Annotated in this window: 16 protein-coding genes; 7 read left to right on the top strand and 9 right to left on the bottom strand. The window is 71.8% G+C overall.

Annotated elements, in window-relative coordinates; translation table 11 throughout:
• The first annotated feature begins 5 nt into the window (after positions 1 to 5).
• Complete coding sequence (locus E6J59_13235; protein ID TMB18956.1) at positions 6 to 479, top strand: DUF488 family protein; 474 nt, start codon at positions 6 to 8, stop codon at positions 477 to 479.
• On the opposite strand, the gene E6J59_13230 is transcribed toward E6J59_13235, so the two are convergent.
• Positions 403 to 1,923: a hypothetical protein gene (locus tag E6J59_13230; protein TMB18955.1), complete on the bottom strand. Its 1,521-nt coding sequence runs from the start codon at positions 1,921 to 1,923 to the stop codon at positions 403 to 405. The two genes, E6J59_13235 and E6J59_13230, sit on opposite strands and share 77 nt — an antisense overlap.
• Before the next feature lie 116 nt (positions 1,924 to 2,039).
• On the bottom strand, positions 2,040 to 2,249 hold the full coding sequence (locus E6J59_13225) for a hypothetical protein (protein TMB18954.1): 210 nt from the start codon (positions 2,247 to 2,249) through the stop codon (positions 2,040 to 2,042).
• A 278-nt stretch (positions 2,250 to 2,527) separates the two neighbouring features.
• On the opposite strand from E6J59_13225, the gene E6J59_13220 reads away from it, so the two are divergent.
• Positions 2,528 to 2,998: a hypothetical protein gene (locus E6J59_13220; GenBank protein ID TMB18953.1), complete on the top strand. Its 471-nt coding sequence runs from the start codon at positions 2,528 to 2,530 to the stop codon at positions 2,996 to 2,998.
• A gap of 30 nt (positions 2,999 to 3,028) precedes the next feature.
• Complete coding sequence (locus E6J59_13215; protein ID TMB18952.1) at positions 3,029 to 5,758, top strand: response regulator; 2,730 nt, start codon at positions 3,029 to 3,031, stop codon at positions 5,756 to 5,758.
• Positions 5,759 to 5,808: 50 nt separating this feature from the next.
• Here the strand turns inward: E6J59_13215 and E6J59_13210 are convergent, their stop codons facing one another.
• Complete coding sequence (locus E6J59_13210; GenBank protein TMB18951.1) at positions 5,809 to 6,213, bottom strand: exosortase system-associated protein, TIGR04073 family; 405 nt, start codon at positions 6,211 to 6,213, stop codon at positions 5,809 to 5,811.
• 206 nt (positions 6,214 to 6,419) lie between these two features.
• On the opposite strand from E6J59_13210, the gene E6J59_13205 reads away from it, so the two are divergent.
• The 4 genes from E6J59_13205 to E6J59_13190 all read left to right on the top strand — a co-directional run bounded on the left by E6J59_13205 (position 6,420) and on the right by E6J59_13190 (position 12,442).
• Entirely contained in the window at positions 6,420 to 7,787 is a 1,368-nt protein-coding gene (locus tag E6J59_13205; protein ID TMB18950.1) for a sigma-54-dependent Fis family transcriptional regulator, read from the top strand.
• Between the two features lie 532 nt (positions 7,788 to 8,319).
• A complete protein-coding gene (locus E6J59_13200) occupies positions 8,320 to 10,515 on the top strand; it encodes a bifunctional alpha,alpha-trehalose-phosphate synthase (UDP-forming)/trehalose-phosphatase (GenBank protein TMB18949.1) in 2,196 nt (731 codons plus the stop codon).
• On the top strand, positions 10,512 to 11,195 hold the full coding sequence (locus tag E6J59_13195; GenBank protein ID TMB18948.1) for a hypothetical protein: 684 nt from the start codon (positions 10,512 to 10,514) through the stop codon (positions 11,193 to 11,195). Before E6J59_13200 ends, E6J59_13195 begins: the two co-directional genes overlap by 4 nt.
• Positions 11,192 to 12,442: a glycosyltransferase gene (locus E6J59_13190; GenBank protein TMB18947.1), complete on the top strand. Its 1,251-nt coding sequence runs from the start codon at positions 11,192 to 11,194 to the stop codon at positions 12,440 to 12,442. The genes E6J59_13195 and E6J59_13190 overlap by 4 nt, the downstream gene beginning before the upstream one ends.
• On the opposite strand, the gene E6J59_13185 is transcribed toward E6J59_13190, so the two are convergent.
• The 6 genes from E6J59_13185 to E6J59_13160 all read right to left on the bottom strand — a co-directional run.
• Positions 12,439 to 12,834, bottom strand: coding sequence for a cytochrome c (locus E6J59_13185; GenBank protein ID TMB18946.1), 396 nt, complete (start codon positions 12,832 to 12,834; stop codon positions 12,439 to 12,441). The two genes, E6J59_13190 and E6J59_13185, sit on opposite strands and share 4 nt — an antisense overlap.
• Before the next feature lie 46 nt (positions 12,835 to 12,880).
• Positions 12,881 to 13,429, bottom strand: coding sequence for a methylamine dehydrogenase (amicyanin) light chain (locus E6J59_13180; GenBank protein ID TMB18945.1), 549 nt, complete (start codon positions 13,427 to 13,429; stop codon positions 12,881 to 12,883).
• Positions 13,426 to 14,049, bottom strand: a complete 624-nt coding sequence (gene mauD / locus E6J59_13175) for a methylamine dehydrogenase accessory protein MauD (protein ID TMB18944.1) — start codon at positions 14,047 to 14,049, stop codon at positions 13,426 to 13,428. Before mauD ends, E6J59_13180 begins: the two co-directional genes overlap by 4 nt.
• Complete coding sequence (locus tag E6J59_13170; protein ID TMB18943.1) at positions 14,046 to 14,582, bottom strand: methylamine utilization protein MauE; 537 nt, start codon at positions 14,580 to 14,582, stop codon at positions 14,046 to 14,048. Before E6J59_13170 ends, mauD begins: the two co-directional genes overlap by 4 nt.
• Position 14,583: 1 nt before the next feature.
• Complete coding sequence (locus E6J59_13165; GenBank protein TMB18942.1) at positions 14,584 to 15,819, bottom strand: amine dehydrogenase; 1,236 nt, start codon at positions 15,817 to 15,819, stop codon at positions 14,584 to 14,586.
• A 123-nt stretch (positions 15,820 to 15,942) separates the two neighbouring features.
• On the bottom strand, positions 15,943 to 16,194 hold a 252-nt coding region (locus tag E6J59_13160), incomplete at its 5' end, for an aldehyde dehydrogenase family protein (protein TMB18941.1).

Below are 16,194 nucleotides of genomic sequence, written 5' to 3'. Positions count from 1 at the left end.
CGAGGATGACGATTCGGATCAAGCGCGCCTACGAGCCGCCCGCGCCAGGGGACGGCTATCGCGTGCTCATCGATCGGCTGTGGCCCCGTGGGCTTCGCGGAGAGGAGCTCCGACTCGACGTCTGGGCGAAGGTGCTTTCGCCGAGCGACCGCCTGCGCCGCTGGTTCGGCCACGATCCGAGGCGGTGGCGAGCCTTCCTGTCCCGGTACAGGGAGGAGCTCCGCGCGCCGGCCACCCGCGAAATGCTGGGCGAGCTCGCGCGCCGGGCACGTCGCGGCACCCTCACCCTCGTCTACGCGGCTCGCGACGAGGCGCACAACAACGCGGTCGTGGTGCGCGCGGAGCTTGCACGACGGCTCAGGTCGAGGGCGAGGGTCACGGGGCGGCGGCGCCGCGGGCCGGCTACCGGTCGCCGTCGCGCACGGCGAGGAGCCCCCGCAGCGTCCCGACGTACGCCGTGCCGTCGGGCCCGAGGGTGATCGGGGCCCAGTGGTTGTCGTAGCCGAGGCCCGTGCCGGTGAGGACCTCGTAGACCGTCTCACCCGTGCGGAAGTCGACCGCGGTGAGATAGTAGGCGTCGGTCCACCACGGCGCGTGCGGACGCTTCGTGTAGAGGTAGAGGAGCCCGTTGCCGAGCGAGAGCTTCGGCACGACCGTCTGCGAGATCGCGCCGCTCTCCCACACCACGTGGCAGCCGTCGCCGTCGTCGAGGTCGACGCGCGCCACGCCGCCGGCGCCCGTGCGGCCGAACATCATGGTCGGGAAGACGTCGTAGCCGGCGTTGTTCTCGACGATCAGCGCGTGCCCGAAGCCGACGAACGAGTTCTCCGTGGCGCTCGCTCCCGGAGCGAAGAGCGGCTGCCGGCAGACGAGGCGCTTTCCCGCCACGTCCCGCCCCCGGCGGTAGACGAGCACGTTCAGGCGCGGCTCGGCGTTGTCGGCGATCGCCACCCACTCGTCGCCGAGCAGCGTCGGGGTGGTGCCGGAGCCCTGGTCGATCTGGCCCACCTTGCGGCGCGTGCCGCGATCGTACGGCTCGCGCCACATGATCCCGGGCGCACCGCTCACGGGGTCCGCCGCGAAGCCATACATGGCATGGTCCGAGACGACGAACACGCCGTCCGGGCCCGCGGCGAAGGAGTTCTCGATCTCCTCCCCGGCGAGCTCGCGGCTGCCGATCCGTCCGCTCTCGGGATCGACCGTGCCAACGAGCCCCTGGCGGGTGACGAACCAGTAGCGCCCCGTCCAGTCGGGCAGCACCGCGGTCACCGCGTCGCCCTCGGGGACCATGGGCGCGAGGTCGTACGCCCGCTCGAGGTGGAAGGCGGCACCGTCATGGGCGACGACCTCGATGCGGCGCGCCGCGGTGCCGAGCACCGCGCGGTCCCGATGGTCGAGGTAGAAGTACACGCCCCCCGACGTGTCGCTCGTGATCCGGCGGAAGCTGAGCGTGCGGGTCGAGGGCCGCCGCGGGAGGTCGTAGCGCGCGAGCTCGCGCAGGGTACGCGGGTCGAGCAGGAGGAGCTGCATGCGAAGGGCGCTGGCGCACACGGTCACGATCCGTCCCTGGCGATCGAACGTGACCGACGCGCACTCGCCGCCCAGGAGCCCGCGGGCGGTCGACACGACCACGGGGTCGTGGCCGAGCGGGCCGCTCGCCGCGTGCGTGTCGCTCGCGTACGAGTCGCCGTGCATGTTGTTGGCGCCGCTCGCGGCCATGAATGGATGCCGCGGGACGGATCCCCCGACGAGGGGTCGGGGAGCGGCCGCGCGACCGCTGAAGGGCGGCACGAGACCGTAGCCCGAGCCCTGCCGAATCGGGGTGGGGTCGCCGCCGGCGCAGCCGAAGAGCCCGAGGAGCGCGACCACGGCCCCAGCGGCGACCACCCGGTCGAGCGCGGCGTGCGTGCCGGCCTGGCGCATGCCGCGTCCTACCCATCACCACGCCACCCGGCAAGCTCGCCGGCCCGGTCACGGCGGCATGGGAGTCCGTCGGGGTAAACCGCGGCGAGGCGGCGCGGAGAGGGTGGGGAGCCCGATCAGGCCGCGCGCTCGACGAGCTCGAGGTTCACCGCCAGCCAGTGCGGAATGACGAGGAGACCCCAGTCGCCGGGTCTGCGGACCGTGCACTCCCGGGTAGCCATGTTGGCGTACGGAACCCAGACCTCCTTGCCGTTCACGCGACAGAGGAGCCCCACTCCGTTGGAGCGGATCGCCTCGACGTACCTGAAGGTGACGAAGTCCTTCATGGCCATGTCCTGCGAAGACCGTCGCGGAGCCCGCCGCTACCTCAGCGAGCGTCCGAGGACGCGTTCCGCGGGCGCCTGTCAGGCTCCGATCGGCCGCGGCAGCAATGCGGATGCCAGCAGCGCCCGTCGCCGAGACACCTTGAGCGAGAGGCTTTCGGACCCCCGCGACGTGTAGAAGCTACAATTCCGCCCTCCCTTTTTTCAGCGAGCTGCAGGCGTGGCGCGCACATCGGTGCGGCGGCAAGCTGGCATGGAACCTGCTCCTCGACAGCGCCGTGATGATCGACCAAGACCAGCTGAGCCCCCTGATCGAACCCGAGGTCATTCTTCCCGAGCAGTTCTTCTCCGGGCCGCGCCGAGGCCAAGAACTGGGCGAGCATCGGCTCATGGCCGCCATTCTCGACGATGCCGTCCTCACCTACTGCGTGCCCCAGGTGGCACGCGCCCGCGGCGGAGGACGGGCCGAGCGGGAGGCCCGCGCCTGGATCGAGAGCACCGACCGCTCCTGGGTCTTCTCCTTCGAGAGGATCTGCGAGGCGCTCGACCTGGACGCGGAGTACATCCGCCGCGGCGTCCAGACATGGAAGCAGCGGACCGGCCGCCGCAGGGCCGTGGTGATCGACCTCCACACCTGGAGTAGGCCGGCGCACGACGACGGCGAGGGCGCCCTTCGGGTCGCCCTGGACGAGGCTCGCGTGCCCATGTGCGAGGCGGAAGGAGCGCGCCGGACGAGCGCCAGCTCCTCGTGACGCGCGCCCGGAGCCCACGGCTGGGAGACGATGCCGGAACGGATGGGTCGCGCCCAGGCAGCGTGGGGACCCCGGGGGGACACACTGTTCGCCGGAGAGATGGGCGCGCTCATGCGCGCCGTCGATTGGTCGGCGACGCCGCTCGGCCCGCTCGAACGCTGGCCTTGGAGCCTGTGCGGCGCCCTCGCCGTCTGCCTCAACTCGGAAGTCCCCATGATGATCTGGTGGGGGCCCGAGCTGGTGACGCTCTACAACGACGCGTGCCGTCCGATGCTCGGCACACGGAAGCACCCGCGCGCCCTGGGCCGACCCGGACGCGAGTGCTGGCTCGACGTCTGGAGCGTCATCGGACCGATGCTCGAGCGCGCGCTGTGGCGGGGCGAGGGGACCTTCTCCGACGACCTGCTCCTTCCGCTCGACCGGCACGGGCGTCGCGAGGAGGGCTACTTCACCCTGTCGTTCAGCCCCATCCGGGACGAGACGGGCCGTGTGCAAGGCGTCTTCACCACCGCCGCCGAGACCACGCGACACGTGCTGGGCGAGCGCCGGTTGCGCACCCTGCGCGACCTCGCGCTACGCGGGGCGGAGGCATGGACGATCGAGCAGGCGTGCGAGAGCGCCATCCGCACGCTCGCCGCCAACCCGGGTGACATTCCGTTCGCGCTGCTCTATCTGCTCGAGGCGGACGGGAGACGCGCGCGGCTCGCCGGGACGACGGGCGTCTCGCCCGGCGTGCTCCCCCCGACCGTGGAGCTTGCGGAAACGGAGACCAGCTCCACCGCCTGGCCGCTCGCGCAGGTGGCGCGCACGGGTCGCGTCGCGCGGATGGACGACCTGGGCGCGCGCGTCGATGCGCTGCCGATGAGCCGGTGGGGCGACGTTCCCGAGTCCGCCCTGGTGCTGCCGGTCGCCCGGGTGGGGCCGGGCCACGTCTGCGGGTTCCTGGTCCTCGGCATCAGCCCCCACCGTCCCCTCGACGAAGACTACCGCGACTTCCTCTGCCTGGTCACCGAGCACGTCGCGCTCATCATCGCGGACGCGCCTGCCTCGGAGGAGGAGCGCCAGCGAGCCGAGGTGTTGGCGGCGCTCGACCGGCAGCGGGCCGAGGCGCTCGCGCACGAGCGCGCCGCCCGCGCCGAGGCCGAGGCCACGAAGCGCCGCTTCCACGACCTCGTGCACGGGCTCGACGCCATCCTGTGGGAAGCGAGCCCGAAGACGGGCCAGTTCACGTTCGTCAGTCAACGCGCGGAGAAGCTGCTCGGCTACCCGCTCGAGCGTTGGACGTCCGAGCCGCAGTTCTGGCGGAGCGTCCTCCATCCCGACGACCGGGAGCGCACCGTCGGGCTCTGCCGCGGGGCCATCGCGGAGGGGCGCGACCAGGAGCTCGAATACCGGCTGATTGCTGCGGACGGGACGATCGTGTGGATGCACGACCGGATCTACGTGGCCCGCGATCGCCGCGGGCGCATGCGGAAGCTCCGTGGGTTCATGACCAACGTCAGCGAGCGCAAGCGCGCCGAGGAGGAGCGCGCCAGGCTGCTCGTGGACATGGAGTACGCGCGGCGCGAGGCGGAGACCGCCAACCGCGTCAAGGACGAGTTCCTGGCGACGCTCTCCCACGAGCTCCGGACGCCGCTCGGTGCGATTCTCCTCTGGGCCCGCCTGCTGCGCGGGAGCCAGCTGGACGAGCCGACCACGGCGCGCGCGCTCGAGATGATCGAGCAGGATGCGAGGGCGCTCGAGCGGATCGTGGGGGACATCCTGGACGTATCGCGCATCATCACGGGCAAGCTCGGCCTCCAGGTCGAGTCGGTCGATCTCGCGCCGACGATCGAGGCGGCGATCGAGGCCGTGCGCCCGGCGGCCGATGCGAAGTCCATCCAGATCGAATCCGTACTCGACGATCCGGTGACACCGATCTCCGGTGACGAGGCTCGCTTGCGGCAGATCGTGTGGAACCTCCTCTCCAACGCGATCAAGTTCACGCCCAAGGGTGGCCGCATCGAGGTCCGGCTGGAGCGGGCCGACTCGTCGGCGCAGATCACGGTGAAGGACACGGGACGGGGCATCGCGCCCGACTTCCTGCCCCACGTCTTCGAGCGCTTTCGCCAGGCCGATGCGTCGACCACGCGGGCGCAGGGGGGGCTCGGGCTCGGCCTGGCGATCGTCCGTCATCTGGTGGAGATGCACGGGGGCTGCGTCTACGCGGACAGCCCGGGAGAGGGGCGAGGGGCGACGTTCGCCGTCAGGCTCCCGCTGCTGCCGGTCCGACCGCTGGAGGCAGGCCGGAAGTCAGGGCAACCTGCAGGCCGCCGTGAAGCGGCCCGCGCCGCGCACACCTTGGAAGGGGTGCGCGTGCTGCTCGTGGAGGACGACGTCAACACGCGCGAGTCGCTCGGCGCGCTGCTCCGGCAGCGCGGCGCGCGTGTGACCGCGACCGGGACCGCCGCGGACGGACTCCGGGCGCTCGAGCAGGAGCCGCCCGACGTCCTCATCTCCGACCTCGGGATGCCGGACGAGGACGGCTACGCGCTCATTCGCAAGGTGCGGGGCTTGGGGCGGGAACGAGGCGGGCACGTCCCCGCCATCGCCCTCACCGGCTATACGGGCGTCGATGTCCGCGCGCGGGCTCTGGCCGAGGGGTACGACATGCACGTGCCCAAGCCGGCCGACCCGGACGAGCTGACGGCGCTGATCGCGCGCCTCGAGGGACGGGATGCGTGGACGGCCGACAGCCCCGGTGGCACGCACGGCGAGTGAAGGGCGGAGGCGCGATCCACGCCGCGCCTCCGCCCGTTGCCGACTCGCAGCTACCCGCGCGGGGCGGGGGTACGCCGCTCGCTCCGGGCCGAGCGCGGCGCCTGTTCGAAGTAGCTCCAGGGGAATTCCGGCTGGATCGGCGGCCGGAAGCCCGGGGGCACGGGGAAGGGCGCCGACACGACCTCGTACGCCCCGACCAGCTCCCGCGAGACGATCATGCCGAGGCCCTTCGCGACACCGATGGGCACTCCCGCCGCACCGTGCTTCTTCGCCTCGACGACAGTGTTGCCCGGGAGCTCCAGGACGCCGGTCGTCATGTCGGCCAGCCCGCGACCGAACTTGCGGGCCGCGGTCTGGGCGCCGGCCGGCGAGGTGAATGCCAGAATGCAGGCAAGCACCGCGAGGCCAGCCAATCCAAATACACGTCGACATCTCGAGCCTGGATGGCCGTTCATAGAGCACCTCCCTCGCAGCAGTGGCTGCTGCTGGGCGTTGGAAGCAGCTTCCGTGCCACGCCCTTTTGACAGCCCCGATCGCCTCGGTCAGGTCTATGGGCGTGCAACTCTTACAGGAGGGTTGTAAGTCTTGCGGGAGTTGCTATGGCCCTTGCCCGGGACCCCGCCCTCAGCTACCGACTAGCCACGGCTAGCCAGGTTCTCCGATGCCGGACGTGCTCCTCATCGATGACGACGCCAGCTTCCAGGCAGCACTGACCGAGCTGGTACGGGCGGAGGGGTTCTCGGTCGAGGGCGCCGGCAGCCTGGGCGAGGCGCGCGCGTACTTGAGCAAGCACACGCCGGACCTGGCGCTGGTGGATCTGAAGCTGCCGGACGGCAGCGGTCTGGAGCTCCTGCCCGAGATCCAGAATGGCGCCACCGAGGTCATCCTGATCACCGGCCACGCCACCGTCGATTCGGCGGTCGAGGCGCTCCGCAGCGGTGCCTCGGACTACCTGACCAAGCCGGTCGACATTCCGCGGCTCAAATCCGTGCTCGCGAACGTCGTGCGCCGCCGCGAGCTGCGCGAGGAGATCCAGGCGCTACGCGGTACGCTCCGCAGCCTCGGTCACTTCGGACCGCTGATCGGATCCTCCCCGCCCATGCAGGCGGTCTACGACATGATCGCACGGGTCGCGCCCACGGACGCGACCGTGCTGGTGCAAGGCGAGAGTGGCACGGGCAAGGAGCTCGTCGCGCAGACGCTGCACGGGTTGAGCCGCCGGCGGAAGGGACCGTTCGTCGCGCTCAACTGCTCGGCGGTGTCGCCCCAGCTGATCGAGAGCGAGCTCTTCGGGCACGAGCGGGGCAGCTTCACCGGTGCGGCACGCACTCACAAGGGCTACTTCGAGCGGGCCGAGGGCGGCACGCTGTTCCTCGACGAGGTCAGCGAGATGCCGATCGAGCTGCAGGTGCGGTTGCTGCGCGTGCTCGAGACAAGCATCGTGGCGCGGGTCGGCGGGGAGACCGAGCTCAAGGTCGACGTTCGCGTCGTGGCGGCGACCAACCGGGAGCCCGGGCAGGCGGTGGCGGACGGGAAGCTGCGCGAGGACCTCCTCTATCGCCTGAGCGTGTTCCCCATCCGGCTGCCGGCGCTGCGCGAGCGCGCTGGGGACGTCGAGTTGCTGGCCGGCGCGTTCCTCGCCGAGTTCAACGCCGCCGAGGGGACGCGGAAGGGGATCAGCCGCGCCGCGCTGGAGCTCCTGCGGGGACACTCCTGGCCGGGCAACGTGCGCGAGCTCAAGAATGCCGTACACCGCGCCTTCATCCTCGCCGACGAGGAGATCTCGCCCGGGCACCTTCCGTTGCTGCGCGCCCAGATCACGAACGGGCCGCAGGCGGAAGAGCCAGGCGCGGGCGGGATGGTCCAGCTCAGGGTCGGCTGTCCGCTCGCCGAAGCGGAGCGCCGGCTCATCCTCGCCACCCTGCACGAGCACGGCGGAAACAAGGAGAAGACGGCCAAGGCGCTCGGGATCAGCTTGAAGACGCTCTACAACAAGCTGAACCGATACAAGACCATCTCCGCTCTCTAGTGTGGTGTCCGGTCGAGCGCGCCCTCTCACCGCCCGCGCCGGCCAGGGTCGATTCTACGAAGTTCACTGTAAATCCTTACCGGCCACGCCGCGGAATCCGCGTGTGTCATGCGCAACGTTCCTGGCATGGAACATGCTCCGCCATGGCGCACCACCCGCGTACCGTCGGGAGCGGGTGCGACGTAGGGAGGTTCGTGGCCGAGTCCCAGGTCCACGCCCGCAACCCCGACACAATCCCGCATCGTGGGCCTCGGATGTCGGCCCGAACCTCCCTTCCCAAAGATCAAATCGTCGGGCCCCCTGTGCGCGGTGGGCCCGCGGCCCCCCGTCGAATGCCCGCGCGCGTGGTGACAGCAGGGCAGCGAGACCTCGCGTGCGCCCAGCGTTCTCGCACTGCCGGGCCGGCGGTGGGCGTCAGCTCGGTCCGCGACGACTTGCGCGTGAGCCGCCGGCCATGGTCTTAGGACACTGGACCATGGCCCGCTCGGCTGGGAGCAGAGCAGGCGATGACCGCCCGGGGGGATGGGACGGCATGCGTCGGCTCATCATCGTCTCGAACCGACTCCCGCTCAGCCTGACCCGCGAGCGCGGAGAGGTGCGCTTCGCGCAGAGCACGGGCGGGCTCGCCACCGGCCTCGCCGGCCCGCACGAGCACCTGCGCAGCCTCTGGGTCGGATGGCCGGGCTCCACGGAGGAGGACCTGAGCGAGGACGAGCGCGGCCGCATCACGCGCCAGCTCGCGGACCATCGGGCCGTTCCCGTGTGGCTCGATCCCGACGACGTGAAGCGCTTCTACGAGGGCTTCTCGACCAGCGTCCTCTGGCCGCTCCTCCACTACCTGATCGACCAGCTGCCCCTGCACGTGGAGGACTGGGACACGTACGAACGCGTGAACCGGCGCTTCGCCGAGGTGGTCGCCGCCCACCACCAGCCGGGCGACCTGGTCTGGGTGCACGACTACCACCTGATGCTCGTGCCGCAGCTCGTGCGCGAGCTCGTGCCCGGTGCGCGCATCGGCTTCTTCCTGCACGTCCCCTTCCCGGCCGCGGAGGTCTTCCGCACGCTGCCCGACCGCGAGCGGCTGCTCGAGGGAATGCTGGGCGCCGACCTGGTGGGCTTCCACACCGCCGGCTACATGCGGCACTTCGCCGCGTCTCTGCTGCGCATCCTCGGCATCGCCGTCGACGTGGACCGCGCGCAGGTCGGAGAGCGCACGGTCCGCCTGGGGGTCTTCCCGATGGGCATCGACGCCGGGAGGTTCGCCCGGCTGGCGGCCGACCCCGAGGTGGCGAGCGAGGTGAGCGCGCTCCGCGGCTCCGGCGACTGTGCCATCCTCGTGGCGGTCGACCGCCTCGATTACACGAAGGGCATCCCGCGGCGTCTGCTGGCCTTCGAGACCCTTCTCCGCCGCCGTCCCTCGCTGCACGAGCGCGTTCGCCTGATCCAGGTCGCGGTCCCGTCGCGCACGCGCATCGAGGCCTACCAGAGGTTCCGGCAGAGCGTGGACGCGATGGTGGGCCGGTTGAACGGTGCCTTCGCGACCGCGCGCTGGGTCCCGGTGCACTACATCTATCGAGGCCTCTCCGAGCGCGAGCTCGTGACGCTCTACCGTGCGGCGGACGTCATGCTGGTCACGCCGCTCCGGGACGGCATGAACCTGGTGGCGAAGGAGTTCATCGCTACGCGCACGGACGAGGACGGCGTCCTCGTGCTGAGCGAGTTCGCCGGCGCCTCTGCGGAGCTCGCCGAGGCCCTTCAGGTAAACCCCTACGACGTGGACCGCACGTCCGAGATCTACTACAATGCGCTCACGCTGCCGGTGGAGGAGCGACGCGCGCGGATGCTGGGGCTCAGGAGGCGGGTGGTTGCATATGACGTGGGGCACTGGGTCCGCTCGTTCCTCGGCTCCCTGGAAACGGCGAGCGGCGGCAGCGAGCACGCGGGGGCCACGCTCCCCCCGGCCGCCACGCCGCCCGCGGTGGTCGAGCGGCTGCGGGCTGCGACCCATCTCCTCCTGCTTCTCGACTACGACGGCACGCTCGTGCCCCATGCCAGCGTGCCCGAGCTCGCGACTCCCGACGAGGCCCTGCTCGAGCTGCTGCGCACCCTCGCCGCGCGGCCGCGCACCAACGTCCACGTGGTCAGCGGGCGATCACGCGAGAGCCTGGACCGCTGGCTCGGCCGGCTCCCGATCGGCCTCCATGCCGACCATGGCTTCTGGTCGCGGCCGGCGAACGGCGCGCCCTGGGTACAGCGACCGCTGCCGCCGATGGAGTGGCGCGAGCGGGCGCTCGCCATCCTCGAGCAGGCTGCGGCCAGGACGCCCGGATCTCTCGTCGAGCACAAGACCGTCTCGCTGGCCTGGCACTACCGGATGGCGGACCCGGAGTTCGGCGCGGTGCAGGCAAACGAGCTCCGGCTGCACCTCACGGAGCTGCTCAGCAACCTGCCCGTGGAGATCGTCGCCGGGGACAAGATGATCGAGGTGCGCCCCCACGGGATCCACAAGGGGATTGTCGCGGCGCCGCTGGTGGCGGAGATGCCGCCGGACACGACGATCGCCGGGCTCGGGAACGATCCGACGGACGAGGACCTGTTCGCCGCGTTGCCGCCGGAGGCGATCACCATTCACGTCGGGCCCGGGCCGAGCCGGGCCCAGGTCCGGATCGCGAACGTCACGGCGGCGCGGCGCCTGCTCGCCGCGATCGTGGCGGAGGCTGCCGCATGAAATCGATGAACGGCCCCGTCGCCGACCGGGTGTTTCAGTTCTGGACGCGGCTCACCCTCACCAAGCTGACCGGCCGCCGCGCCGTGGACCTCGCCGAGCTCGTGGAGCACCTGCGCGCGGTGCCGCTCTCGGTCGTCTTCCAGCACACGCATCACTTCCTGGTCCAGCACCAGTACCTCTCCCCCGAGCCGCCGAACGACTTTGCCTTCTGGGTGACCAACGTCCTGCAGGAGGAGGAGCTCGGCGAGCGCCTCGTGGCCATCGACACCGTGCGGTTCGAGCACCTGCGCGAGCTGCGCGACCGCATCGTGGCCGTCATCGAAGACTACCTCGAGCCGCGCCAGGCGCTGCGCACGGCGCCGGCCGGGGAAGAGTTTCACTTCATGGATGCGGTCTCGTTCGTGCTGCCGATCCGCCAGCGCGCAGCCAGCCTGGCCGAGTTCGCCGAGGCCCTCACGACCGTGGGCAACGCCTCGATCGCCTATCACCTGTTCGAGTCCCGGCTGCGCGATGGCGTGCAGGACAACGACTTCTCGAGCTGGCTCGAGGGTGCCCTCGGCGAGCGGGAGCTGGCGGTGGCGGTGCGCGGGGTCGACCCCTACTCGTACACCGCAGACGGCCTGCGCCACCGGCTGATCGGGATGGTCACGCAGCGCCTGCGGTCGCGGCTCGAGCCATGACCCCCACCCTCGACGCGTACGCCCCGTTCGTGGGCACCGGCACCATCGAGGAGCTCCGTCTCCTGGGCGACCGCCTGCGCGGACGAACGCTGCAGAACATCAACTCGACGGCGATCGGGGGCGGGGTCGCCGAGATCCTGAACCGGCTCGTCCCGCTCCTGCGCGAGGTCGGGATGGATGCGCGCTGGGACGTGATCCGCGGCGGCGACGCGTTCTTCGCGGTGACGAAGAAGCTCCACAATGCGTTGCACGGGGAGCCGCTGGGCGTGACGCCCCAGGATGTCGACGTCTTCCGCGAGACGACCGAGGAGAACCTCCGCACGCTCGATCTGTGCAACGACCTCGTCTTCGTGCACGATCCGCAGCCCGTGCAGCTGGTCGGGGCCCGCCGGCCGGGCTCGCGTTGGATCTGGAGGTGCCACATCGATCTTTCGGCTCCCGCCCCGGACGCCTGGGAGTTCCTGCGGCCCTGGGTCGAGCGCTACGACGCGGCGGTGTTCTCAGCGCCGCAGTTCACCCGGGCCCTCCCCATCGACCAGGTCCTGATCAGCCCGTCGATCGACCCGCTCGCCGACAAGAACCGCGATCTCGACGCCGCCAGCGTCGAGTCGGTGGTGAAGGGTCTCGGCATCGATCCGGCCCGGCCGCTGGTGACGCAGGTTTCTCGCTTCGACCGCTTGAAGGACCCGCTCGGCGTCATCGACGCCTACCGCCTCGTCCGGCGCTACAACGACTGCCAGCTCCTCCTGGTGGGCGGCGCCGCGACCGACGATCCCGAGGGCTCACGGGTGCTCGCCGAGTGCCGGGAGCGCGCCGGCAGCGATCCCGACGTCCACGTGGTCGAGCTGCCGCCGACCGCCAACCTCGAGATCAACGCCCTGCAGCGCGCTTCGACCGTGATCGTGCAGAAGTCCCTGCGCGAGGGCTTCGGCCTCACCGTGGCCGAGGCGCTGTGGAAGGGGAAGCCGGTGATCGCGGGAGCGGTCGGCGGCATCCCGCTGCAGATCACCCACAAGTACTCGGGCATCCTCACGCACACGATCGAGGGCACCGCCTACTGGATCAAGCAGCTGCTGAACGCGCCCGACTTCGCGCGCCGCCTGGGCGAGAACGGGCGCGAGCACGTGCGCTGGAACTTCCTCCTGACGCGCCACCTGCGCGATTACCTCCTGCTCTTCCTGGCCCTCGAGCGGCCGGGGGAGAGCCTGATCTCGTACCCGGCCGCAGGCGAGGCCTCCCTCGTCTAGCGACGCGCACGCTCCCCGGCCTGCTTCGCCCGCTCGATCGCCCGGGCGAGCTGTCGCCGCGCCCCGGCCACGTCGGTGAGCGGGCGCCCGCGCAGCCGGCCGACCTCCTCCGCCGTGTAGGGGACGAAGCCCTTCGGCACGTCGTCCCGGCCGAACCGCGCGAGCATCCAGTTGAGCACGGCCGCGAGGGCGGCGTCGTCGAGCGGCGCCTGGGCGACGCCCGGAACCCGCACCAGGAACTCCCGCCCGCCCGGCACGCCGAGGAACCTGCCCACGGAGCCGGCGAGGGGCGGCACCGTTCCCGGCGTGCCGGCGCCGTCGGCGCGGTGGCAGCCCTGGCAGGTGACGGCGTAGTCGAGCGCGGGCCCGCTCGTGCCCTGGGCGGCCGCCATGCCCGGCGCCAGCACGAGGAGCGCGGCGGCCGCGCACCGCGCGCGCCTACGACCGGGTCGCCACACCGAGGACGACAGCCACCGAGCAGTTCACCGCCCGGCTCTGGGTGCCGAAACACCACAGCAGGTCGTTGTTCTTCATGGTGAGGTAGAGGGGCCGCTCGCCCTCGGTGCGCGTGCACCGGCAGCGCATGCAGAGCGTCTGCCCGCAGCAGTCGTTGTACGAGATGATGTAGTCCTTCCCGTCGCCGGGGTTGCGGCAGGTGCCGATCCACGTGAGGGGCGACATCTCCGTCCCCGGCGGGCAGGCGTTCTGCGAGCCGCCGCAGCAGGCGCAGAGGAAGCCGTCGATCGCGCAGTGCCGCCAGTAGTGGCAGCTCTTCGGGTCGCCCGCCTCACCGGGCAGCGCCGCGTCGTCGGGCACGGACGGGGACGATTCGCTCGCTGCGCGCGCGACCGGCAGCAGCGGCAGCGCCGCCGTCCCGGCGAGCGCGGTCCCGAGCCGCGTCAAGAAGCTCCGGCGGGACGTCCGGCGCGCGAGCTGGCGCGCGGCGCGTTCGCAGAGGCGGTCGAGCCAGGGGCGTCCGTCCGTCATCGTCGCACCGCCCCCCTGCGGTCCTCCTCTGCGCCGCGGAGGAAATCCTGGATCGACGCCACGCCGCGCTCCTTGGCCTCGAACAGGCTCTCGAGGTGCTCGCGCGTGTTGACGAGCCCGCGCGAGCGGACGACGCCCGCCGCGTCGAGCAGCACCGCGTAGGGCAGCTTCCCCACCCGGTAGGTGATGCCGAGCGCCGGCGAGAGGAGGTACGGGAACGCCTCGAGCCGCTCGGCGCGCACGAACGCCTCGTGCTCGTCGCGCGGGCCGTCGCTGGCAAGCACGATCCCGAGCCAGTCGCGCTCGCGGCGCGCGATCGAGCGCAGCATCGGGAGGAGCGCCTTGCAGACGGGGCAGGTCGGCGAGAGGAAGAAGAGGAGCGTGCTCCGTCCCTCGGCGCTGGGCCCTCCGACGTCGCGCACCGTCCCGGCGAGGTCCGGGGCGCTCACGACCGGCGCCGGTTCCCCGACCGCGGGGCCCTTTCCCACCATGAGCGCGCCGGCGGGTGCCACGCGCTCGTGGAGCACGCCGATCTGGCGCGCGAGCGCCGCCACCACGCACGCGAGGAGGACCACGAGCACCCACAGGACCGCGTTCGAGACGAGGAGCGCCTCTGTCATGCCTCACCTCGCAGGCGGGCCAGCCGGGGCGCGTAGGCGATCACGCGGTCGAGCGAGGCATAGCAGGCGGCGAGCGCCGCCGTCGCCCCCGCCACGGTGACCGCGTCCACCCAGAGGAGCGCGCGCGGGTGCACGGGCGCGAGCCCGGCGAGCGCCGCGGCCGCGAGCACGGCGTTGCGCGCCACCAGCCAGCCGCCGATCGGCCGGCGGACGGCGGGGCCCGCGCAGCCGCAGTCGATGTCCCACCGGCCGCGCGCCAGGTTGATCGCGATCGCCGCGCCGTAGACGACGAGGAGGGCCGCGGCGGCGAGGAGGCCCGCCGCCCGCACCCCCGGGACGAGGAGCGCGCCGGCCGCCGCTGCTTCCACCGCGACCAGGAGAGCCGCGGCGGGCGGCGCGAAGCGGTCAGGAACGAGGCGATACTCGGCGACCGTCGCCCGGAAGCGGCCCGGGTCGCGCAACTTGTGGCCCGCGGCGACGAAGAACAGGAGCGCGAGCGCCGTCCGCAGCGTCAGGTCGACGACGGGGTCCATCTCAGGGCGAGAAGAGGAGGCTCCCGGCGAGGCCCGGCTCGGAGACCTCGCGGACCACGGCGCCGGTCATGGCGTCGTGGACGGTGACCGTGGGAGGCAGCGACGCCGAGGCGACGAGCACCGGGTGCTCGTCCTGGGTGACGAGGATACGCTCGACGCCCGTGTTGGGGAGGACCCTGGTGAGCAGCCAGCGCGTCAAGCCGCCGCTCCCGGCCTGCTGGCCGATGAAGCTCACCAGCGGGTTCAGCACCGGGATGCGCTGCACGCGCCGGCGCGTCGCGAGATCGTAGACCCACACCTCGCTCCCCGGCTCCTTGTGCGTGTCGGGGCCACCCTGGTGCATGAGGGCGTAGAGCCGGGCGGAGGCCGTATGCACGGCCAGGTGCTGGCCGCCGCCGATCCGCCACGAGGCGCGGCGGTCGGCCTCGTCGACCAGCGACCAGGTCTCCCCGAAGCGCGGCTTCTCGCCACCGACGTCCACGGGGTGCACCACGCCCTCGAAGGACACGAACAGCCACTCGTTGCCCCGGCGCACCGCCTTCTCGGTGACCGGGTCCTTCTGGGGATCGAAGAACGGCTCGCTGCGCTCGAGCCCCGCCTCCCCTCCCTCGTCGTTCAGCGTCACGCTGAGCGCGGCGCCGTTGCCGCACAGCATGAGGAAGCGGCGAGCGCCGGCAGCGTAGACGAGACTGCACCCCGGGGTGGCGATCTCGCTCGTGAACCGCCGCGCCTGCACATCCACGATCGAGACCGAGGTCTGGGGTGTCAGGTTGAAGACGGCCATGAACCGCCCGTCGTCGGAGAGCGCGTTCGCCGCGGTGCCGGGGAAGTACTCGGCGCGGTGCGCCGGTATCTCGATCTCGTCGCCGAGCGGCTTCAGCGTGGCGGCGTCGTAGACGGTGACCACGTCCGTCCGCTGCCCGCGCACGCCGCGCGCGTAGTACGTCTCCGCGAGGTATATCTCGCGGTGATCGGGCGAGAAGAGCGGCGCGATGACGAAGCCGACCCCGGCGGTGCCGGAGCTGATCGTGCCGAGGAGCCCCCCCGTGTCGGCGTCGAAGAGGGCCGTGCGGTGGAGGATGATGTCGCTCAGCCAGAACCAGTGAGGCCCGGGCCGCTCCGGCAGCGTCATCACCCTGCCGACCGTCTCCGCCTCCGCGGCGAGCGCGGCGCCGGTGGCGAGGAGCCAGGCGTCGAGCGTACCGAGCAGTGGACGTCGTGGCGACGGTCGCTTCATCGTCCCATCCCTGGGGGCCGGATCGCGGCGCCGTATAGCACGGTCGGACCTCGCGCGGCGAGGCTTTGCCTGTGCCTCCTCGTCCGCCGGCCGCGGGGGTCGGCTGGGGCCGGCAGGCTGACCTCAGCCGCCGCGCAGGTGCCACGCCTTCGGGCGCACGAAGGCAGCGATCCCCTCGCGCGCGAGCGTCACCCCGAGTCCCGAGGCGCCCCGCCCCGTCCACGGGAGCCGGGGGCTCACGCGGTCGCAGCAGTTCCAGTAGGCCGTCCCGGTGTTCACCCGCGCGAGCAGGCGCTCGGCGCGCGCGCGGTCGGGCGTATAGACGGCGGCCGTCAGGCCGTAGTCGGTGTCGTTCATGAGCGCAACGGCCTCGTC

The organism is Deltaproteobacteria bacterium (assembly GCA_005879795.1).
In the GTDB taxonomy this organism is placed as follows: domain Bacteria; phylum Desulfobacterota; class Binatia; order DP-6; family DP-6; genus DP-6.
Note: the sequence above shows the minus strand (reverse complement) of the source record. Positions and strands in the feature narration are given on the sequence as shown.